Raw genomic sequence first — 22,038 nt, 5'->3', positions numbered from 1 at the left:
CTACTCGCATTTGGGCCAATTTGGCGATTAGCCTAATTCGCCTAAAGCATGTTATAAAGGGAGCATTACGCTCCCTTTTTTATATGCGGATGACACTGAGTGCACGCTCAGTTACAGGAGTATTTATCTGTGAAATGGTTTCAAACCGCAACACTTAGCTTAACGATGTTGATTACGGCAGGCTGTGCCTCAACATCAAACCAAACGACCCAATGGGTTTACCCACCGATGGCGGTGCCTCTGCAAGCGAGTGCTCAACAAGAAGTACAGATCGCGCGTCTTTCTCATTTACTGCAGCGCCCAGATTTATCAGATGAAATCAGAGCGAAAATGCTCTACGAGCGCGGCAACTATTACGATAGTGTCGGCCTGAGAGATTTAGCGCGGCTCGATTACAATCAATCTTTGTCACTTAACCCGGCTCAAGCGGATTTGTTTAACTTATTGGGGGTCTACTTTACCCAAGTTGGCGAGTTTGATGCCGCTTATGATGCTTTTGATTCAACGTTAGAGCTTGACCCTGACAACTCTTATGCGGCGCGGAATCGTGCTATTGCCCTCTACTATGGCGACAGAATTGACCTCGCGCTAGAGGATATGCAAAAGCACTATGATGAAGATCCTAGCGACCCATTTCGTGCTCTGTGGCGTTACATTGTTCAAATGGAGAAACAGCCCGAGTTGGCGCGCCAGCAACTGTTGGCGGACTACCAGCAGCGAGATGAACAATGGGGTTGGGTGCTGGTGGCAATAAGCTTAGGTGAGGTAAACGAAGAGCAGGCCTTTAAAGCGATTTTGGCGGGTTCGAGGGACAATACTTTACTCGCACAACGCTTAACTGAAGCCTATTTTTACTTGGGTAAGCGTTATCAAGCTCAAGGTGACTTCGCCAACGCCATCTCCTTATACAAGTTAGCAATCTCATTTAACGTGTATGATTACGTTGAGCACCGCTACGCTTTCCTTGAGCTAAACCGGATCTATAATCAGGTGAAAGCTGAGCAGTTGGCCAAAGCCAAGTTAGCGGCGAAAAAAAACAGCCAATAATCCATGTGGAATATGTGAAGCCGCCAAAGTTGGCGGCTTTTTTATTGCCAGCACGGAAGAGACGGATTAAGATGGTTAGTCATCCTAACTAAATGGTTGAGCAATGAAATTAGAAAATAGTTTGATTGAGTTAGAGCGATTCTGTGCCAAAGCGTGGCGCATTCACGCCAAAGAAGACCCTTTAGCTCGCTTGAGTTTCAACGAGTATGATTATCTGCGTGTGATAGAGGGATACCCGCAAGGGGTGCGGATTACAGACCTCGCTGAGGAGATGAAAGTCACCAAACCTTCCGCATCGGCGATGGTTGTACGACTGCAAAAAAAAGGCTTGGTCAAACGAGTCCATTGCGGTCAAGATGCCAGGGCTAAACGAGTGGTTTTGACCAGTAAAGTGATTGCAGAGATTTCAATGGAGCAGAAGGTGTATCAGCAAATCGCGGCAGCCATGACGGCGAAGTTATCCGATGATGAAGCCACGCAATTGGTACAACTGTTAACTAAGTCTTTAACCAATTAATTTATCTATTTAGTTAGCCTGGCTAACTAGTGGGGCAATGATGCAACGTTCTGTACACAAACAATTTTGGAAATATACGATTCCAACCGTCGCGGCGATGCTGGTCAATGGTCTCTATCAAGTGGTTGACGGTATTTTTATTGGTCGCTATGTCGGTGCGGATGGTTTGGCTGGGATCAATGTGGCTTGGCCTGTCATCGGCGCTATTTTGGGGTTGGGTATGCTCGTTGGAGTGGGAACGGGCGCATTGGTGTCCATTCGCCAAGGAGAAGGCCATCAATTAGGGGCTAAAGAGGCGCTCTGCACAGGATTAGCGCTGTTACTTTTTCTTACCCCTATCGTCGCGTCCGTCCTTTACTTTTTTGCTGATGATTTTCTCTATTGGCAGGGAGCACAAGGCCGAGTGTTTGAGTTAGGTCTGCAGTATTTACAAGTATTGATTGTGGCGTGTGTGTTTACTTTAGGCTCTATTGCGACGCCTTTTTTACTGAGAAACGATAATAGCCCTAATTTGGCGACGCTATTGATGATCTTGGGGGCTGTGATCAATATTGTGCTTGACTACCTGATGATTGCGCAATGGGGCTGGGAGCTGACCGGAGCTGCGTTGGCGACCGCTGTCGCGCAAGGCGTCGTAACTCTGCTCGGTGTGGGCTATTTTTTCAGTGGCAAAGCGAAGCTAAAACTGCGCATTGGTCGCCTTGTTTGGCAACTCAGTGCCGTTCCGAAAATCTTCACCATTGGTTTGTCGAGTTTTTTTATGTATGCCTATGGCTCGATGATGGTTGCACTGCATAACGGGCTATTTGCTCAATATGGTGATGTGCGAATGATTGGCGCTTATGCGATTTTGGGTTACATAGTGACGGTCTACTATCTGATTGCTGAGGGTATTGCCAATGGTATGCAACCTTTGGTGAGTTTTAACCATGGAGCTCGCCAGCAACAAAATATACGCACACTACTTAAAGTGGCGATGATGACGGCCATTGCTTCAGGGTTGCTCTTTGTGGTGGTGCTTAATCTATTGCCGTTTCAGTTTGTCGCCGTATTTAATGATACTGACCCACAGTTGATGGACAACACAGTGATGGGGATTCGGTTACACCTGTTCGCATTGTGTCTTGATGGATTTTTAGTGGTGGCGGCAGCATACTACCAAGCGATCAATAAAGGCAGTAAGGCTATGTTTGTGACGATAGGTAATTTGTTAATTCAACTGCCATTTCTCTACGTGATGCCGACGTTGTTTGGCGTTGCCGGTATTTGGCTGGCTTACCCATTATCTAATATTACTCTAAGTCTTTTGGTGGTGTGGATGTTAGCCAAAGACGTTCGCCGCTACCAGGCACAACCTGCTACGCCGATTCACGCATAGAAAAGGGCTCATAGAGCCCTTTAATTATGCTAAATGTTTTTGACTTCTAAGCCTGCTAACTGGTGCCAGTAGCCATTGCACTGTCTATCGGCAATCGGCGTTGGATGTTGTCCTTGCTCATTGGCGCGAAAGCGTTCGAGTGTCGCAAAGGTATCAATACCTAGAGGGCTCAAGCGAACCACATCGACCAAGCCTTGCATGCTAGGAAGATCATTAATAAGGTTGTAGCAGTAACCAGACTGAGTTTGAATGCCGTTGAGGTTGAACACCTCTTGCCCTTCTTGACTACTGACCTGAATCCCCGTTGGGTATTTTATGCAGCAGGTTTCGCAGTCATCCTTCGCTTTGTTTTCCGCACGAGCGGTAAAGCAGCGCGCAGAGTAGGCGAGGGGGAGGTAGCCGTGACTAAAAACCTCGACTTCAAATTGCCCTTTAATACCAAGTTTATCGCACTGATTAAGCACGTTGCCTAGCCACTCTCGTGATAGTTCTACTGGCATACACCAGCGTGTCATACCTTGTTTAAGGAACAGGTTCAGCGTATGAGCGTTGTAGGTGTTCACTGCAGGGCCAACAACAAACGGGACTTTTCTCTCTGAGGCGAGTTGAATCGCTGAAACGTCATTGGCTTCGATGGCAAAGTCACCGTTGTCGATGTACTTCTTCATCACATTGACTTCGCTCGGGGCTTCAAGCAGTGCCATAGTAGACAGTACGACCTGTTTTCCAGCTGAACTTAGCGCTTTAGCAATATCGAGCCAATGTGCAGGTTTCATCTCACGACGCTTTGAGCAAACACTTTCACCTAAATAGACGATGTCGGCCGGACTTTGCTTAGCCTGATTATAAAAAGACTCAACATCTTGCTTTGGCCAAAAGTAGAGTAGGGGGCCAAGGGCATATCTCATTTGATTTTGCATGATTTCCTCTATTGCCATTTGCGGTGATAAGCACCAAGTGTCGTTTGAGTTCCTTCCGAAACATTGGCCAAGGTGTCATTCCATTTCGGTTCCACATGGTAATGGTCCGGACTCGCTTGGTAGCGGTCGATGGCTTCGCGCCACGTGCGAGTGACTTGCTCGACGTACGCAGGACTGCGCTGGCGTCCCTCTATTTTTACCGATGCTACGTTGGCCGCGAACAACTCAGGTAGCATAGAGAGGGTATTTAAACTGGTGGGCTCTTCGAGTGCATGGTAAGCCTGATTTTGACCCTCTATATTGGCCGTGAAGCGGCCTTTACATAAAGTGGGGTATCCGGCGTTCTCTCCCTGCGAATAGCGGTCTATCAAAATATTGTTCAGACGAGACTCAAGGCCTTGTTCCGTTTCTTGCCAGCGGACATATTTTGCGGGGGAGCAGGCGCCAACGGTATTGGGTGATTCACCTGTCATGTAGGAAGAGAGGTAACAACGCCCCTCCGACATAATGCACAGGCTGCCAAAGGCAAACACTTCCAATTCGACATCACTGGTGATATTACGTGAAAGCTGCTTAACCTGATGGATAGAGAGTACTCGTGGCAAAACGACACGCTTAACGTTGAAGTTCTGCTTGTAGAAATCGATCGCCGCGACGTTAGTGGCTGATGCCTGTACGGATAAGTGAAGTTCTAGCTGTGGGTATTGACGAGCCGCGTACTCAAGTACCGCGATATCGGCAACAATCAACGCATCGACGCCACTTTGCGCCGCTCGGTCAACCGCATCAGTCCAACGCTCAAAGCCATTAGGGTGAGCAAAGGTATTGAGTGCAACGTGGATCTTCTTGTCGTTATCGTGGACATATTGCACCGCTTTCTCAAGCTTTTTACCGGTAAAGTTTAAACCGGCAAAATGGCGCGCATTGGTGTCATCTTTAAAGCCGATATATACCGCATCCGCGCCACAATCAATGGCAGTTTTCAGAGCTGGTAAGTTGCCAGCTGGGCATAGGAGTTCCATTGCAGTTACCAATACAGTCTTTTATAAAGTGCTGAGCATTTTATGAAGAAATGTGAACGGCAAATTTGATATAAGGCAGGTTTGAGTGAGTTTATCACTCAATTACTTAAATAGGGTTAGTTCTTGTGGCGGCGGTTTTGAGCAAACAGTTCCTCAACTTCTTGGCGAGGTTGAGGGCGATAGAAGTGGAAGCCTTGAATGGAATTACAATTGAGGTTCGATAGCAACGTGGCTTGCTGCTGGGTTTCAACACCTTCTGCTACTACGGTCAAATTGAGTGATTTACCTAAGTTGATGATGTTTTCTATGACGGTGACCTGCTTTGGCAAGGTATCAATGTCAGAGATAAACGCTCGGTCTATTTTGAGTTCATCGAGCGGGAAGCGTGCCAGATAAGAAAGCGATGAGTATCCGGTGCCAAAATCATCAATCGACAGCGCAAATCCGAGTTTTTTGATTGCGTTGAGCATTTGTAAGGTGTGCTCACTGTCACTCATCACGGCACTTTCGGTTAGTTCAAAGGTGATGCAGCTCGGGTCGAGCTCGGTAGTACGGAGCAGTTTCTCCATGTAGTCAATGAGCTTGGGGTTACCAAACTGTTCTGGAGAGAGGTTGATGGCGACTCTGCCGGGCAAGATCCCCTGCAGTTTCCAGCGTTTGACGGTGGTAAAAACATCACGCATCACGACACGACCCAAATGCTCGATAAGGCCAGCTCGTTCTGCGACTGGGATAAACGCGCCGGGGCTAATGTATCCCTCAACGGGGTGTTTCCAGCGAATCAAGGCTTCTGCACCATTGATGCTAAAATCACGCGCGTTGACTTTAGGCTGATACCACACTTCAAGACCGTTTTGCTGCAGCGCTTTTTGCAATTCAATTTCCAGCCACAAACGCATTCGCGCCTCTTTATTCATCTGGTCATTGAACTTGATCAGTCGATTTCGGCCGCGATCTTTGGCTTCATACATCGCAGTGTCGGCGTTTTGCAATAGAATTCGTGCATCGTTACCGTCGCCAGGGTAGGCGACACTGCCAACTGAACAGGCGAGGCGTTTACTGAAGTGATGCAGGTCGAATGGCTGATTAATCAGAGAGATAATGCGCTCTGATAGAATTTCTGCCATACGGTTGTTTTCCGGCTCAGGGAGAATAATGCCAAACTCATCACCTCCTAAATGCCCTAAAACCGCCTGCTGCGGTAAAAGACGTTTAAGACGAGAAGAGACCTCTTTAATCACCTTATCGCCGATATGGTGACCGAGTGAGTCATTGATGTTTTTAAAGTTATCAATGTCGAGGTAGAGCATTATCAAGGGGGTTTCGTTGTGGATTAATTGCTCTAAGCGCTTGGTGAAACCAAAGCGATTATATAGGCCAGTAAGCGAGTCGATGTGTGCATCTTCAGTCTTGTTGACGCTCAGTGCTTTAGGCGCCGATTCCGCATCCTGAATCAGCACTAGCTGAGAATCACTGCCTAGAATCATGGTTGCATCGGCAAGTAGTTGTACTTTGCGTTCGAAACCACAACGTGGGCTGGTCAGGCAAACCAGTGGTGCTTCGCACAGACTATTGGTGAGCGACTCCGAAAATACAGTCTTGGTCTTCTCATCGATAAACAGCCTAGACAAACTTTCGCCTAGCACATCCTGAGCTGAATCAAAACCCAGTAGTCTAAGGGCGGCAGGGTTCACCGAGATAATGCAATCTTCTTCGACCAACAAGATGCCTTCTGGTAGCAAAGAGGTGAGGGTAGAAAACTTCCCTTCGGATTCATCCAATGAACGGATAAGTATTTGTTTCTCTGAGGTGTCTATGGCGTGAAAAATGATGTGTTCGATCTTGCCATCGCTATCAATCGGAGAGAGGTTGAAGTGCAGGCTGGTCTCTAGGTTTACATCTCCGATGGTCACTTCCGCTTCGATAGACTCGCCTTTAAAGGCTCTTTGGTAATAGGGCTTAAGCTGTTCGTAGAATTGCTGACCTAATATTTGGCTATCGTTCATCCCCACTAATTCAGTCGAGGTGAGCCCGGCAATATCGCAATAGCGCCCGTTAACCACGGCATAGTGGTGCTGCTGGTCCAAGATAGCAAAAAAGAACGGGCTATTAGCCGTTAATTTAGTAAACCAGTGCTGTAGTTGTTGCGATAGCATCAAGGCGGTCCGACTCTCCAAAGAGCAAAATATTCATATCACGAAAGTTTGCGAGCGATTAGATAACTATAACTGTCCTTGCCCCGAGTTTAAAGCGCTAAGAGCAGATGTCTTTTTTTTGATAAATGACAGGAATCGCCGATAAAACATGCTCTATGATGAGCCCATATAACCCACAAAGTAACGGATAATTCGCGTGATTAACAAGATTCGCACTCAACTAGTTCAAAATGCCGCATCAATTTTGCGATCTCCAGTCCACTTATTACCACAATCTGTACAAAAAAAAGCCTTACTAGAGGCACTAAAAATGGTGTTTAAAGAGGCGCTGGAAGACGGTGACTTTGAGTTCCTCGAAGACAAATGGTTAAAAGTGGAAGTGAAAGATTTACAGTTGAGCTGGTTGATAAGTTATCAAGACGAGCAACTAGTGGTTGCTGATCATCCGGTGCAAGAAGATGTCTTATTTAGCGGCTATTTAAACGATTTGGTATTAATTGCAGGCCGAAAAGAAGATCCTGATACGCTATTTTTTCAACGTCGCCTTACCATCGAAGGCGATACTGAATTGGGTTTAGAAGTGAAAAACTTAATGGATAGCGTCGATTTAGAGTTGCTACCCAAGCCGCTGCAAACTTTATTAAATCAGCTAGCCGATTTTGTGCAAAAAGGCTTACAATCGCCGCAACCACAAAAAGAGGTGATTAATGCTTATTCGAACTGAAGCTCCGGCAGACATACTGGCTATCGACCGATTGTTAAAGCTTGCGTTTAAAACACCGGCGGAAGCCGATTTAGTGATGCGATTGAGAGAGAATGGGCGCCGAACCCTATCACTAGTGGCGTGCAACGATGAGGGAGAAGTGATCGGGCACTTGCTGTTTACCCCTGTGACCTTGGCAGGAGAAGATTTTAACTGGCAAGGGCTCGCTCCTTTAGCGGTTCACCCCGATTATCGTCAACAAGGTATCGGTGCGCAGTTGGTCAAAGAGGGGTTAACCTCTTTGCTGGAGTTTGACTATCCAGCTTGCGTCGTTCTTGGTGACCCTAACTACTATTCGCGTTTTGGCTTTGTCTCGAGTGAACAGTATCAGTTTGATTGCCAATGGGACGTACCTCTCGGTGTATTTCAAGTTTTACCTTTAGTTGAAGGGGAATTCTCAGGGCGTTCTGGTTGTATTGAATACAGTGAAGAGTTCAACGCACTTTAGACAGCACAAGGACAAAACAGTAATAACTGTCTGTTTTTGTCCTTTTTTTGACCGTTCGATACTCAAGTCGAACTTTTTTGCAAAAATCCCCTTGTCAGTGCAATCGTGTTTGGTTAGTATTGCTCGGCCTTCGGAGAGGAGGTCGCTAGCCTTGTTCTGAAAGCTTATTAAAACTAAGTTATCGAGCGGCGCTGGCTCAACAATTTGGAACATAGGTGGAAATCATGTTTACAGTTCTACTTGTGATTTACCTGTTGGCAGCGGTTGGTGTAATCGGCCTCGTGCTGATTCAACAAGGTAAAGGCGCAGATATGGGAGCCTCATTCGGTGCTGGCGCATCAAACACAGTGTTTGGCGCAAGCGGCTCAGGTAACTTCCTAACCCGAATGACTGCAATTTTTGCAACAGTATTTTTTATCATCAGCTTAGTGTTAGGCAACATGTCTACACACAAAACTGAATCTCAGTGGATTGACCCGACTCAAGGTCAAGTCATCCAACAAGCTGATGATGCGAGTGAAGTTCCAGCCCCTCAAGGCGACGAAATTCCTCAATAAGCTAGATTCTAGCTGAATAGATTTAGCTGCCGAGATGGTGAAATTGGTAGACACGCTAGCATGAGGTGCTAGTGCCTTTGGTGTGAGGGTTCGAGTCCCTCTCTCGGCACCATTGATTTACAAACTTGTAAAACACCTTGGAGAGCGTATAATGCTCGACAAGTCGGACGCGGGGTGGAGCAGCTTGGTAGCTCGTCGGGCTCATAACCCGAAGGTCGTCGGTTCAAATCCGGCCCCCGCAACCAATCCTCTAAGGATTCGGACAAGTTTGCGCAGTAACGCTACTGCGAGTTAAGTGGCAACGATATCACTTAACATATCAGGGTCCAGCAACAAAAAACCCCGACTTTTCGGGGTTTTTTGTTATCTAAATTTCTTCAACGGAAATTTAGAGCTTTGCTTGGAATTTAAATTGGGCTCTGAGCCCTTTTTTTGTTTCTGGAGTGGTTTAAATGACTGGTTTAGAAAGACAACTTACTGAAATGCTTGAAGCTCCGGTAGCAGCATCAGGTTATGAGTTAGTTGGATTAGAATTTATTCGCGCAGGCGAGCATTCAACGTTACGTATTTTTATCGATCATGAAAACGGTATTAACGTCGAAGATTGTGCTGAAGTTAGCCGCCAAGTGAGCGCGGTTATGGACGTTGAAGATCCAATCACGGTGGCTTACAACCTTGAAGTGTCTTCTCCAGGTCTAGAACGACCACTTTTCAAAGCAGCACATTATGAACAATTTATTGGTCACGAGGTAAGTCTCGTTTTGAAAATGGCTGTGGGTAACCGTCGTAAGTGGAAAGGTGTTATCCACTCTGTCGATGGTGAAACCATCTCAGTTACCGTTGACGGTAACCAAGAAGAGTTTGCCCTAAGCAACATTTCAAAAGCTAACCTGATCCCTAAATTTTAATTAAAGTCTTAGAGGCTATTTAAAATGAGTAAAGAAATTTTAGCGGTAGTAGAAGCGGTATCGAACGAGAAAGCGGTACCTCGTGAGCGCATCTTTGAAGCCCTTGAAATTGCTCTGGCAACTTCTACTAAAAAGAAACACGAAATGGAAATTGATGTTCGTGTTGAAATTGACCGTAAAACGGGTGAGTTCGACACTTTCCGTCGCTGGTTAGTGGTAGAAAACGTTGAACATCCAACCAAAGAGATTTCAATCGAAGCCGCGCAATTTGAAGACGCTGACATCCAGCTTGGCGATTACGTTGAAGATGACATTGAGTCTGTAACGTTTGACCGCATCACTACTCAAACCGCTAAGCAAGTTATCGTGCAAAAAGTACGTGAAGCAGAGCGTGCACAGATCGTTGAGCAGTTCATCGATAACGAAGGTGAACTGGTTACTGGCGTGGTGAAGAAAGTAAACCGTGAAACCGTGGTTCTTGACCTAGGTAACAACGCTGAAGCGGTTATCCTTCGCGACGACCAACTTCCTCGTGAAAACTTCCGTCCAGGTGACCGTGTGCGTGGTCTACTGTACAAAGTAGCGCCAGAAGCGCGTGGTTTCCAGCTATTCATTACTCGCTCTAAGCCAGAAATGCTTGCTGAGCTGTTCCGTGTCGAAGTGCCTGAAATCGCTGAAGAGATCATTGAGCTTAAGGGCGCGGCGCGCGATCCTGGCTCACGTGCGAAAATCGCAGTGAAAACCAACGACAAACGTATCGACCCTGTGGGTGCGTGTGTGGGTATGCGTGGTGCACGTGTACAGGCTGTTTCTGGCGAGCTTGGTGGCGAGCGTATCGATATCGTGCTTTGGGACGATAACCCAGCTCAGTTTGTTATCAACGCTATGGCTCCAGCAGATGTGGCTTCTATCATTGTCGATGAAGACGCTAACTCGATGGACATTGCAGTAGAAGCAGACAATCTTGCACAAGCAATTGGTCGTAACGGCCAAAACGTACGTCTTGCCTCTCAACTGACTGGTTGGGAACTAAACGTAATGACTGTGGAAGACCTGCAGAATAAGCACGCTGAAGAGTCTCAAGCGGCGATTGAAAACTTCATGAAGCACCTAGACATTGAAGAAGACTTTGCTCAGCTATTGGTTGAAGAAGGCTTCTCAACACTAGAAGAAGTGGCGTATGTTCCAGTTAACGAGTTGCTTGAAGTTGATGGCTTAGACGAAGATCTCGTCGAAGAACTACGTAATCGTGCGAAGAACGCATTGACCACTCTGGCGCTAGCACAAGAAGAGTCTTTCGAAGGCGTCGAGCCAGCAGAAGATTTACTGGGCCTAGAAGGTCTAGAGCGTGAGATGGCATTTAAACTGGCAGCGAAAGGTGTTGCGACACTCGAAGATCTGGCTGACCAGGGTATTGATGATTTAGAAGGCATTGAAGGTCTGACCGAAGAGCGTGCGGGTGAGCTAATCATGGCGGCTCGTAATATTTGTTGGTTCGGTGAAGACGCATAATTCAGCAAGGGAGGAAGCGGCATGACACAAATTACTGTTAAGGCACTGAGTGAAGAAATTGGCACGCCAGTGGACCGCTTAATTGAACAACTTGCTGACGCTGGTATGAAGAAAGCGAGTGGTGATCAAGTTTCTGATGAAGAAAAGCAGAAACTATTGACGCACCTTAAAAAAGAGCACGGCGACACCTCGGGTGACGCTGAGCCAACTCGTTTGACTCTGCAGCGTAAAACTCGCAGCACTCTTAGCGTTAACGCGGGTGGTGGCAAGAGTAAGGATGTTCAAGTAGAAGTACGCAAAAAGCGCACTTATGTGAAGCGCAGCATTATCGAAGACGACGCAAAACGTGAGGCTGAGGAAGCAGCAAAGCGTGAAGCTGAAGAGCTTGCGAAGCGTGAAGCTGAAGAGCAAGCGAAACGCGAGGCTGCAGAGAAAGCACAACGCGAGGCCGAAGAAAAAGCGAAGCGAGAAGCGGATGCAAAACGCGAAGCTGAAGAGAAGGCCAAACGCGTACAAGCTGATAAGGCTAAGAAAGAGATGAATGCACAAAACGCAGACGTAAATACTCAAGCGAAGAAAGAAGCTGACGAGTTGAAGCGTCGTCAGGAAGAAGAAGCACAACGCAAAGCAGAACAAGAAGCGGCTAAGCTTGTTGAAGAAGCGCGTAAACTTGCTGAAGAGAACGAAGCTCGTTGGTCTGCAGAAGAGCAGAAGAAAAAAGAGCTAGAAAACTCTGACTATCACGTTACAACTTCTACTTACGCGCGTGAAGCTGAAGATGCTGAAGATCGTAAAGAAGAAGGCGGTCGTCGTAAGAAGAAGAAAAAATCGTCTAACAACGATGACCAAGGTCGTGCTGGTCGTAACCAACGTGGTGGCAGAGGCCGTAAAGGTCGCCTAGCTAAACCAGCATCAATGCAGCAAGGTTTTGATAAAACAGCGACGGTTGCTAAAGCAGACGTAGTCGTTGGCGAAACTATCGTGGTTTCTGAGCTAGCTAACAAGATGTCAGTGAAAGCGACAGAAGTGATTAAGGTCATGATGAAGATGGGCGCTATGGCGACGATCAACCAAGTCATCGACCAAGAAACCGCGCAGCTTGTTGCTGAAGAGATGGGTCACAAAGTGATCATCCGCAAGGAGAACGAGCTGGAAGAAGCGGTAATGCAAGACCGCGACAACAACGCGGAAGCTGCGCCTCGTGCTCCAGTTGTGACCATCATGGGCCACGTTGACCACGGTAAAACATCGACTCTGGATTACATTCGTCGTACACACGTTGCATCAGGTGAAGCAGGGGGTATTACCCAGCATATCGGTGCATACCACGTAGAAACTGACAACGGTATGATTACCTTCCTTGATACTCCTGGACACGCGGCATTTACCGCAATGCGTGCCCGTGGTGCTCAAGCGACAGATATCGTTGTTCTTGTTGTTGCAGCTGATGATGGCGTAATGCCACAAACGGTTGAAGCTATCCAGCACGCTAAAGCGGCCGGTGTGCCTCTGATTGTTGCTGTGAACAAGATCGATAAAGAAGACGCGAACCCAGATAACGTTAAGAACGAGCTGGCTCAGTACGACGTTATTCCTGAAGAGTGGGGCGGTGAGAACATGTTCGTTCACATCTCTGCAAAACAGGGTACAAACATCGACGGTCTTCTAGAAGCAATCCTTCTTCAATCTGAAGTTCTAGAGCTTACAGCTGTGAAAGAGGGCATGGCGTCTGGTGTGGTTGTTGAATCTCGTCTCGATAAAGGTCGTGGTCCAGTTGCTACCGTACTTGTTCAATCCGGTACACTTAACAAAGGCGATATCGTTCTTTGTGGTCAAGAGTACGGCCGTGTTCGTGCCATGCGTGATGAACTAGGTAAAGAGATCACCGAAGCGGGTCCTTCGATTCCAGTCGAGATCTTAGGTCTTTCTGGTGTGCCTTCATCAGGTGATGAAGCGACTGTTGTGCGTGATGAGCGTAAAGCGCGTGAAGTGGCTAACTACCGTGCAGGTAAGTTCCGTGAAGTGAAGCTTGCTCGTCAGCAGAAATCTAAACTAGAGAACATGTTCTCTAACATGACTGCTGGTGAAGTGGCAGAACTAAACGTAGTACTAAAAGCTGACGTACAAGGTTCTGTGGAAGCGATCTCTGACTCTCTACTGAAACTGTCTACTGATGAAGTGAAAGTGAACATTGTAGGTTCGGGTGTCGGTGGTATTACTGAAACTGACGTTGTACTTGCTGAAGCGTCTAACGCTATCATCCTTGGCTTTAACGTTCGTGCTGATGCTTCTGCGCGTCGTGCAGTTGAAACAGCAAGCGTTGATCTACGTTACTACTCAATCATTTACCAATTGATTGACGAAGTTAAACAAGCAATGGGCGGTATGCTTGCTCCAGAATTCAAGCAAGAGATCATCGGTCTTGCTGAAGTGCGTGACGTATTTAAGTCACCTAAACTGGGCGCAATCGCTGGTTGTATGGTGACTGAAGGTCTGATTAAGCGTAGCAACCCAATCCGCGTACTACGCGATAACGTTGTTATTTACGAAGGTGAGCTAGAATCACTACGTCGCTTTAAAGATGACGTTCAAGAAGTTAAGAGTGGCTACGAGTGTGGTATCGGCGTTAAGAACTACAATGATGTTCGCGTTGGTGACCAAATCGAAGTATTCGAAATCGTTGAAATTAAACGTACTCTTGACTAATTGACTAAAATTACAAGCGATATCTTCTTAAGATAAGCTGTAATTGGTTGTTGAATACGCCATGGGGGGCTGGTTACGACCATCCCCCCATTCTTTCTAATAAGAGAAAAGATATGTCAAAAGAATTTAGCCGCACGCAGCGAGTGTCACAACAGCTGCAAAAAGAACTCGCTCTTATCCTTCAGCGCGAAGTACGCGATTCCCGTTTGGGTATGGTGACCATTTCTGATGTGGAAGTGTCGCGTGACCTAGCGTACGCCAAAGTATTTGTTACCTTCCTTTGTGTGGGCGAACAAACGCCTGAGTCTTGTCTTGAAGCACTGCGTGAGCATGAAGTTCATATTCGCATGATGCTCGGCAAGCGTATTCGTCTACGTCTGACGCCAGAAGTGCGTTTCTACTACGACAACACCTTAGTGGAAGGTATGCGTATGTCGAACCTGGTCTCTGAAGTAGTCAGCGAAGATAAACGTAAGCAGCAAGACGCTGGCCGCGATGAAGAGCAGGCAGGTGAAGAGTAATGGCTCGTCGTCGTAAAGGTCGTCCAATTAATGGTGTTGTCCTTTTAGACAAGCCAACAGGCATTTCATCGAATGATGCACTGCAAAAAGTAAAACGTATTTACTTTGCCGAGAAAGCTGGCCATACCGGTGCTCTGGATCCTCTCGCGACGGGCATGCTACCGATCTGTCTTGGTGAAGCCACTAAGTTTTCTCAGTTCTTACTGGATTCAGATAAGCGCTACCGAGTCATTGCTAAACTGGGTGAGCGCACTGATACCTCTGACTCAGATGGTCAAGTGGTTGAGACTCGCCCTGTGGATGTGAGCCTTGAGAAACTTGAAGCGTGCATCGATAAGTTTCGAGGTGAATCTGACCAGATACCTTCGATGTTCTCGGCATTGAAGTACCAAGGCAAGCCGCTGTACGAATATGCGCGTAAAGGTATCGAAGTGCCGCGTGAATCGCGCAAGATCACTGTGTATGAAATTGTGCTGCACCGTTTCGAAGGCGATGAAGTGGAAATGGAAGTACATTGTTCAAAAGGTACTTATATTCGTACTATCGTCGATGACTTGGGTGAGATGCTCGGTTGTGGCGCTCACGTGACTATGCTGCGCCGTACTGGAGTGGCTAAGTACCCATATGAAAAGATGGTTACGTTAGAGCAGCTCACCGAACTGCTAGAACAAGCACAGCGAGATGAGGTGGCGCCAAAAGAGTTACTTGATCCGCTATTGCTACCTATGGATACTGCAGTAGAAGATCTGCCGGAAGTTAACCTCAATGCAGAGCTGACTCACTTGGTGCAGCATGGTATGCCAGTACAAGTATTTGGCGCGCCTGAAGGTACTCCATTGCGCATGACGTCAGGTGAAGAGAAGCTTTTCATTGGTGTTGCTGAAGTCAATGACGATGGCAAGGTGGCCCCTAAGCGGCTAGTGGTATTTCGTGACGAAGCCGAATAATTGATCAAAAAACCGAAGCACAAGCTTCGGTTTTTTATTTTTGCTCTGTGAGTACAGTTACTCTATCAAACCATTGTCACGCAATAACACTCTTAGCTGTTCAGCACGTTTACGGTTGACGCCAAAGTCAGAATAACCAACGCGAGATTCAGATCGAACAATCAGTTTGTAGCCTTCGATTCTTAACTCCAAATCATCGACAAAGCGCATGATCTTAGACGTACACTCGATTCTTAGATAGTCGTCTTCTTTGACAGCAGTTTTGGCGCCAGGTAGCTGCAAAGCGACTTGTTCAATGGACTCGATATTAGCTTGCGGTGTCAAAGAGAAAGGCGCAAGAGCAAACTTTTCACGTTGGTCCTGAGTCGATACGCAATTGGGCTTATCACCGCACGGAACGTCGGTTCGGTCTGTCATAGTCGTCACTCCTTGGCTACAGGCGGTCAAAGTGATGAGAGAAAAGGCGAGTAGTAGCGCTTTGTTCATGTGATGACTCCTCGAAGATAATGACTTAATTATATGGTTTAAAAAGAAAAAGGATCCAAATAGCGGATCCTTTTTTTATTTTTGCTGAATCGGTCAGCTTTCGAGGTAATCGAGGATGCCTTCCGCAGCTTTACGTCCTTCATCGATGGCGGTCACCACTAGGTCTGAACCACGTACCGCATCGCCTCCAGCAAAGATTTTTTCATTGCTGGTTTGGAACATAAACTCTTGCTGTAGCGGTGCCTTGATACGACCCCATTGGTCAAACTCAACACCAAACGGCTCTAGCCAAGGCATAGAGTGAGGTTGGAAGCCAAACGCCATAATGACGGCATCGGCGGCGAGTACGTGTTCGCTTCCCGGCACTGGCTCTGGACGGCGTCGTCCCGCTTCATCGGGCTCACCGAGCGCAGTTTTCACCACCTTAACTCCAGACACTTTACCGTTCGCGTCTACCTCTAACCCAAGAGGTTGCAGGTTGAACATAAATTTAACCCCCTCTTCTTTAGCGTTCTTCACTTCACGGCGAGAGCCTGGCATATTCGCTTCGTCACGGCGGTAGGCACAAATAACATTGGCAGCGCCCTGTCGAATAGAAGTACGGACACAGTCCATCGCGGTGTCACCACCACCAAGGACTACGACTTTCTTACTGGCCATGTCGATAAACGGCTCGTCACTCGCTAGCCCCATTACCTTGTAGGTGTTGGAGATAAGGAAAGGCAAAGCGTCGTAAACCCCAGGTGCATCCTCATTGTCGAGACCAGCACGCATATTCTTGTAAGTTCCCACACCTAAGAACACCGCGTCATGCTCATCGACAAGTTGCTGCATAGTGACATCTTTGCCAACTTCAACATTGAGCTTAAATTCAACGCCCATTTCAGTGAATACTCGACGACGGTTTTCCATTACCCCTTTTTCGAGTTTGAATGAGGGAATACCGAAGGTGAGTAAGCCGCCAATTTCAGGGTAGCGATCAAATACGACCGGTTTTACACCGTTACGCACTAGGATATCCGCCGCTGCAAGCCCAGCCGGACCTGCGCCAATAATCGCAACTTTTTTGTCGGTCCACTCCACCCTCGACATGTCTGGTTTCCAGCCCATCTCGAACGCTTTGTCGGTAATGTATTTTTCAATGTTACCAATAGTGACGGCGCCAAAGTCGTCGTTTAGGGTACATGACCCTTCACAAAGACGGTCTTGAGGGCATACTCGGCCACACACTTCAGGCAAGCTATTGGTCTGATGCGACAGCTCTGCAGCTTCAATAATGCGTCCCTCATTGGCCAACTTCAGCCATTGAGGAATATAGTTGTGAACGGGACATTTCCATTCACAATAGGGATTGCCACAATCTAAGCAACGATCCGCTTGGGCAGTCGCTTGCTGTTTGGTAAACGGTTCGTAGATTTCAACAAATTCGATCTTGCGTATCTTAATCGGCTTTTTGGCTGGGTCGACACGCTGAACATCAATAAATTGGTATACGTTCTGGCTCATGATTTATACATCCTCCATGACTTACTGGGCTTGAACGCGCAGTTCAGCAGCGCTGCGACTTTGGTGACCGAGCAGCGTATTTAGATCAGCCGCTTGCGGTTTCACTAAATAGAACTTTGGAATCCATTCATCAAAGTTGGCCAATATGTCCTCGGCATGTACCGACCCTGTCTCTTCAAGGTGTTCGGCAATCAAACCACGCAAGTGTTCTTGATGGATATAAAGGTCCGACAACGCAACTGCTTCGACCGATTCATTATTGACACGACCTTGGAAGTCATCATTCTGGTCGAGCACGTAGGCGAAACCACCCGTCATCCCCGCGCCAAAGTTCACCCCAGTAGCGCCAAGAATGGCAACAATACCGCCTGTCATATATTCACAGGCGTTGTCGCCTGCACCCTCAATGACGGCAATGGTGCCAGAGTTACGAACGCCAAAACGCTCGCCTGCGGTGCCAGCAGCAAATAGTTTGCCACCCGTAGCGCCGTATAGACAGGTGTTACCGATAATGGTTGCTTCATTACATTTAAACGCCGTACCTTGATGAGGTTTGATCACTACTTTACCGCCAGCCATGCCTTTTCCGACGTAGTCGTTGGCATCGCCGGTGAGATACAGTTCAACTCCGCCAGCATTCCATACACCAAATGACTGGCCTGCGGTACCATCAAGGTGAAGTTTGATCGGCGAGGCCGCCATCCCTTGGTTGCCGTAGCGTTTTGCAATCTCACCCGATAAGCGCGCACCAACCGAGCGGTCGGTGTTGATGATCTTGTAAAACAAATCAATCGACTGTTTAGCTTCAATGGCGTGCATGGCTTCATCGACAATCTTGCTGTTGAGCTCTGCTTTATCAAAGGGTGCGTTTGGCTCGCTCCAGAACAGTGGATGCCCTTGTCCAGAAACGGGAGCTTCAAGAATGCTCGATAAGTCGAGCTTGCTCTGTTTGGCTGTCATGCCTTCAACTGCTTCAAGCAAGTCTGTTCGGCCAATCAGATCGGTTAGCTTCTCTACCCCAAGTTCTGCAAGTAGCTCGCGTACTTCATCAGCAAGGCCAACAAAGTAGTTCATCACCATTTCTGGCAAGCCTTTGAAATACTCGCGACGTAAGGTGTCATCTTGAGTCGCGACACCCGTTGCACAGTTGTTGAGGTGACAAATGCGCAAGAACTTACATCCCATCGCCACCATAGGTGCGGTACCAAAGCCAAAGCTTTCTGCGCCTAAAATTGCGGCTTTAACGACGTCGAGTCCGGTCTTAAGGCCGCCATCAACTTGCAGGCGAATCTTGTGGCGCAGACCGTTGGCAACCAGCGCTTGTTGAGTTTCTGCCAGTCCCAGTTCCCAAGGGCTGCCAGCATATTTGACCGAGGTGAGTGGGCTCGCCGCAGTACCGCCGTCGTAACCTGAAATGGTAATTAAATCGGCATAGGCTTTAGCCACACCGGTGGCGATGGTGCCGACACCGGGCTCTGAAACCAATTTCACCGAGACGAGGGCTTTAGGATTGACCTGTTTTAAATCGAAGATCAGCTGGGCCAAATCTTCGATAGAGTAAATATCGTGGTGAGGCGGCGGTGAAATTAGTGTGACGCCTTGAACTGAGTAGCGCAGTTTGGCAATTTCAGCGGTGACTTTATGCCCCGGTAACTGTCCGCCTTCACCTGGCTTAGCCCCTTGTGCCACCTTAATCTGCAACACGTCTGCGTTGGTTAGGTAGTGAGGTGTGACACCAAAACGCCCAGAGGCGATCTGTTTAATACGCGAGTTGCGTTCGGTACCAAAGCGTCTTGGATCTTCACCACCTTCACCAGAGTTGGAGTATCCACCCAAACGGTTCATCGCCGTCGCTAGCGCTTCGTGAGCTTCAGGGCTCAACGCACCAATCGACATTGCAGCTGAGTCAAAACGCTTGAACAGTTCAGTACTCGGCTCAATTTTTTCGAGTGGTAAAGGTTTGTCCGACTTTTTCAATTGCATCAAGTCACGCAGCATCGCGGTAGGACGTTGATTTACTTGGCTTGCAAAGGTTTTGTAGTCTGATGATTCGCCAGATTTCACCGCTTGCTGCAGTGTACTGACGACATCGGGGTTATACGCATGATATTCGCCGCCATGGACATACTTAAGCAGGCCACCATGTTCAATCGGTTTACGCTTAGCCCAAGCTTTGCGCGACAGGTTAAACAAGTCTTGTTGGAAGTCCTCGAAACTCGCGCCTTGAATACGGGTGGTTACCCCACTGAAGCAAAGGTCAACCAGTTCTTGGCCAAGGCCAACTGCTTCAAACAACTGTGAGCAGCGATAAGAGGCGACAGTCGAGATGCCCATCTTAGACATGATCTTATACAGGCCTTTATTGATCCCGTATTGATAGTTTTGCATGACTTCGCGGTAGCTCTTATTGAGGCCACCATCATCAATCATCTTACTTAATGCTTCATATGCGAGGTAAGGGTAGACAGCGGTTGCGCCAAAACCGAGTAGAACCGCAAATTGGTGAGGGTCGCGCACCGAACCAGTTTCGGCGATGATATTGGCATCGCAACGCAGGTTTGTTTCGACTAAGCGAGTTTGTACTGCGCCGACAGCCATCGCTGCAGGAATAGGAAGCGTTGACTTGCTCAAGTTGCGATCGGATAAAACCACCAATACGGTCCCGTCACGAACTAGACTTTCTGCGTGATCACAGAGGTCTAGGATCGCTTGTTTGAGATCTTTTTCGCTCGGGTCATAGTTAATATCGATCACGCTGCTGCGATAGTGATCATCGCTCAGCTCTAATAGCTGTTTCATGTCGGAGTACAGCAGCACTGGCGAGTCAAATGTCACTCGATGAGCGTGACCGTCAGTTTCGCAGAACACATTCATCTCTTGTCCGACACTGGTTGCCAGTGACATGACGTGCTTTTCACGTAACGGATCGATAGGCGGGTTGGTCACCTGAGCGAATTTTTGACGGAAGTAGTCAGTGACCAAACGCTCTTTAGAAGAGAGTACGGCCATTGGCGTATCGTCACCCATCGAGCCCACCGCTTCTTGACCCATTTCACCGAGTACGCGAAGAACTTGGTCGACCTCTTCATTGCTCATTGCAAATTGCTTTTGGAAGGTCTTGAGTTGATCATCGTCGAAACTGCGTTCGCCGACTTGATCTTCTGGCAGCTGTGAGAAAGGCGTTAATTTATGAACGTTATTGTCCATCCATTCGCGATAAGGGTGACGTCCTTTGAGATCGTTATCGATCTCGCTCGATTGCCACAGTTTGCCGCGGCGAGTATCCACCACCAATAGTTCGCCCGGGCCAACCCGACCTTTCTCGGCCACTTCATCAGGCGCGTAGTCCCAGATGCCGACTTCAGAAGCTAGGGTGATCAGTTTGTCTTTGGTGATCACATAGCGAGCAGGGCGCAAGCCGTTTCTGTCGAGGTTACAAGCGGCATAACGACCGTCAGACAGAACAATACCGGCAGGGCCATCCCACGGTTCCATATGCTTGGAGTTGAAATCGTAGAAGGCGCGTAAGTCAGGATCCATGTCTGGGTGGTTTTGCCAAGCTGGCGGAACCAGCATGCGCATCGCACGGAAAATATCCATGCCACCGGATAGAAACAGATCCAGCATATTATCTAAGCTAGAGGAATCCGAGCCAGTTTCGTTGACAAAGGGGGCTGCGGTTTGCAGATCTGGCAATAGCGGAGAGGCAAATTTATAAGCTCGCGCCCGCGCCCATTGACGGTTACCTTGGATGGTGTTGATTTCACCGTTATGCGCTAAGTAGCGGAACGGTTGCGCTAACGGCCAACGCGGCTGAGTATTGGTTGAAAAACGCTGGTGGAACAAACAGATGGCTGATTCCATGCGCAGATCTGCGAGGTCAAGATAGAATCTTGGCAGGTCGGCTGGCATGCACAAACCTTTGTAGACCATCACTTGAGTGGATAGGCTACAGATATAGAAATCATTATCCTCAACAATCTGTTTTTCAATACGGCGGCGAGCGATATACAGGCGTCGTTCAATGTCGCGCTCGCGCCATCCTGCTGGCGCGGAAATAAAGACTTGCTGAATATTCGGTAACGAGTCTACTGCGATCGGGCCAAGCACACTTGGATTGATTGGAACCTCTCGCCACCCTGCAACAGTTAAGGTCTCTTTGGCCAACTCTTGATTCACAACCTGCTGAGCCTGAGCTGCTTTGTCGGCGTCTTGGCTAAAGAAAATCATTCCTACAGCATACTGTTTGCCAAGATTAAAGCCGTTTTCTTCGGCAATTAGGCGTAAGTAGGAATCGGGCTTTTGTAGTAATAGACCACAACCATCACCGGTTTTTCCGTCGGCGGCGATACCACCACGGTGTGTCATGCGATCAAGTGCTGAAATAGCGGTGCGGACTAGTTTGTGGCTAGGCTCACCTTCCATGTGTGCAATCAAGCCAAATCCACAGTTGTCCTTCTCAAGACGAGGATCATATAGAGCCATTGCAATTCTCCCTTTGCTTCTCTGTCATCCCGACAGAACTACCAACATCAAAAGGGTTGGTATGTATGACTAACTATGCGTTTTAATTGTTATTTATCGAATAGATATGCATTGAATGTTGTTAAAAAGCTTAACAAAAATGGACAAATTCATTTTCAT

The 22,038-nt window shown here is 47.8% G+C and carries 17 protein-coding genes and 2 tRNA genes; 13 read left to right on the top strand and 6 right to left on the bottom strand.

Going from position 1 to position 22,038, the window contains the following annotated elements; translation table 11 throughout:
- Nucleotides 1-129: 129 nt before the first annotated feature.
- From nlpI to FCU94_RS11140, 3 genes are all read left to right on the top strand, one after another.
- Nucleotides 130-1,047, top strand: a complete 918-nt coding sequence (nlpI, locus tag FCU94_RS11150) for a lipoprotein NlpI (RefSeq protein ID WP_176288615.1) — start codon at nt 130-132, stop codon at nt 1,045-1,047.
- Nucleotides 1,048-1,150: 103 nt separating this feature from the next.
- Nucleotides 1,151-1,564, top strand: coding sequence for a MarR family winged helix-turn-helix transcriptional regulator (locus FCU94_RS11145; RefSeq protein WP_176288614.1), 414 nt, complete (start codon nt 1,151-1,153; stop codon nt 1,562-1,564).
- A gap of 40 nt (nt 1,565-1,604) precedes the next feature.
- Nucleotides 1,605-2,942, top strand: coding sequence for an MATE family efflux transporter (locus tag FCU94_RS11140; protein WP_176288681.1), 1,338 nt, complete (start codon nt 1,605-1,607; stop codon nt 2,940-2,942).
- A 29-nt stretch (nt 2,943-2,971) separates the two neighbouring features.
- On the opposite strand, the gene FCU94_RS11135 is transcribed toward FCU94_RS11140, so the two are convergent.
- The 3 genes from FCU94_RS11135 to FCU94_RS11125 all read right to left on the bottom strand — a co-directional run bounded on the left by FCU94_RS11135 (nt 2,972) and on the right by FCU94_RS11125 (nt 7,040).
- Nucleotides 2,972-3,850 carry a U32 family peptidase gene (locus FCU94_RS11135; RefSeq protein ID WP_176288680.1) on the bottom strand — a complete coding sequence of 293 codons (879 nt, stop codon included), beginning with the start codon at nt 3,848-3,850 and terminating at the stop codon, nt 2,972-2,974.
- 20 nt (nt 3,851-3,870) lie between these two features.
- On the bottom strand, nt 3,871-4,884 hold the full coding sequence (ubiU, locus tag FCU94_RS11130; protein WP_176288613.1) for a ubiquinone anaerobic biosynthesis protein UbiU: 1,014 nt from the start codon (nt 4,882-4,884) through the stop codon (nt 3,871-3,873).
- A gap of 116 nt (nt 4,885-5,000) precedes the next feature.
- Nucleotides 5,001-7,040, bottom strand: coding sequence for a sensor domain-containing protein (locus FCU94_RS11125; RefSeq protein WP_176288612.1), 2,040 nt, complete (start codon nt 7,038-7,040; stop codon nt 5,001-5,003).
- 196 nt (nt 7,041-7,236) lie between these two features.
- On the opposite strand from FCU94_RS11125, the gene ubiT reads away from it, so the two are divergent.
- The 10 genes from ubiT (at nt 7,237) to truB (ending at nt 15,402) form a co-directional block, all read left to right on the top strand.
- A complete protein-coding gene (gene ubiT / locus FCU94_RS11120) occupies nt 7,237-7,764 on the top strand; it encodes a ubiquinone anaerobic biosynthesis accessory factor UbiT (RefSeq protein WP_176288611.1) in 528 nt (175 codons plus the stop codon).
- On the top strand, nt 7,748-8,251 hold the full coding sequence (locus FCU94_RS11115) for a GNAT family N-acetyltransferase (RefSeq protein ID WP_176288610.1): 504 nt from the start codon (nt 7,748-7,750) through the stop codon (nt 8,249-8,251). Before ubiT ends, FCU94_RS11115 begins: the two co-directional genes overlap by 17 nt.
- A 224-nt stretch (nt 8,252-8,475) precedes the next feature.
- Nucleotides 8,476-8,808 (top strand): preprotein translocase subunit SecG, encoded by a 333-nt coding sequence (gene secG / locus FCU94_RS11110; protein WP_176288609.1) that lies wholly within the window; start codon nt 8,476-8,478, stop codon nt 8,806-8,808.
- 28 nt (nt 8,809-8,836) lie between these two features.
- A tRNA-Leu gene (locus FCU94_RS11105) sits at nt 8,837-8,920 on the top strand.
- A 56-nt stretch (nt 8,921-8,976) separates the two neighbouring features.
- Nucleotides 8,977-9,053, top strand: a tRNA-Met gene (locus FCU94_RS11100).
- A 207-nt stretch (nt 9,054-9,260) separates the two neighbouring features.
- Nucleotides 9,261-9,716 carry a ribosome maturation factor RimP gene (gene rimP, locus FCU94_RS11095; RefSeq protein ID WP_176288608.1) on the top strand — a complete coding sequence of 152 codons (456 nt, stop codon included), beginning with the start codon at nt 9,261-9,263 and terminating at the stop codon, nt 9,714-9,716.
- A gap of 24 nt (nt 9,717-9,740) precedes the next feature.
- Nucleotides 9,741-11,228: a transcription termination factor NusA gene (gene nusA, locus FCU94_RS11090; RefSeq protein WP_176288607.1), complete on the top strand. Its 1,488-nt coding sequence runs from the start codon at nt 9,741-9,743 to the stop codon at nt 11,226-11,228.
- A 21-nt stretch (nt 11,229-11,249) separates the two neighbouring features.
- The gene (gene infB / locus FCU94_RS11085) at nt 11,250-13,934 is read left to right on the top strand and encodes a translation initiation factor IF-2 (RefSeq protein WP_176288606.1); all 2,685 of its coding nucleotides are present in this window, start codon (nt 11,250-11,252) and stop codon (nt 13,932-13,934) included.
- A 113-nt stretch (nt 13,935-14,047) separates the two neighbouring features.
- On the top strand, nt 14,048-14,455 hold the full coding sequence (gene rbfA, locus FCU94_RS11080) for a 30S ribosome-binding factor RbfA (protein WP_176288605.1): 408 nt from the start codon (nt 14,048-14,050) through the stop codon (nt 14,453-14,455).
- Nucleotides 14,455-15,402, top strand: a complete 948-nt coding sequence (truB, locus tag FCU94_RS11075) for a tRNA pseudouridine(55) synthase TruB (RefSeq protein ID WP_176288604.1) — start codon at nt 14,455-14,457, stop codon at nt 15,400-15,402. Before rbfA ends, truB begins: the two co-directional genes overlap by 1 nt.
- Before the next feature lie 57 nt (nt 15,403-15,459).
- Here the strand turns inward: truB and FCU94_RS11070 are convergent, their stop codons facing one another.
- The 3 genes from FCU94_RS11070 to gltB form a co-directional block, all read right to left on the bottom strand.
- A complete protein-coding gene (locus FCU94_RS11070) occupies nt 15,460-15,888 on the bottom strand; it encodes a DUF1499 domain-containing protein (protein WP_176288603.1) in 429 nt (142 codons plus the stop codon).
- Nucleotides 15,889-15,981: 93 nt separating this feature from the next.
- A complete protein-coding gene (locus FCU94_RS11065; protein ID WP_176288602.1) occupies nt 15,982-17,394 on the bottom strand; it encodes an FAD-dependent oxidoreductase in 1,413 nt (470 codons plus the stop codon).
- 21 nt (nt 17,395-17,415) lie between these two features.
- Nucleotides 17,416-21,879 (bottom strand): glutamate synthase large subunit, encoded by a 4,464-nt coding sequence (gene gltB, locus FCU94_RS11060; protein WP_176288601.1) that lies wholly within the window; start codon nt 21,877-21,879, stop codon nt 17,416-17,418.
- Between the last annotated feature and the right edge of the window lie 159 nt (nt 21,880-22,038).

Origin of the sequence: Vibrio sp. JPW-9-11-11 (assembly GCF_013369335.1) — a bacterium.
Lineage (GTDB): Bacteria > Pseudomonadota > Gammaproteobacteria > Enterobacterales > Vibrionaceae > Vibrio.
The sequence above is the reverse complement of the archived record's forward strand: the minus strand, read 5'-3'. Positions and strand labels throughout refer to the sequence as shown.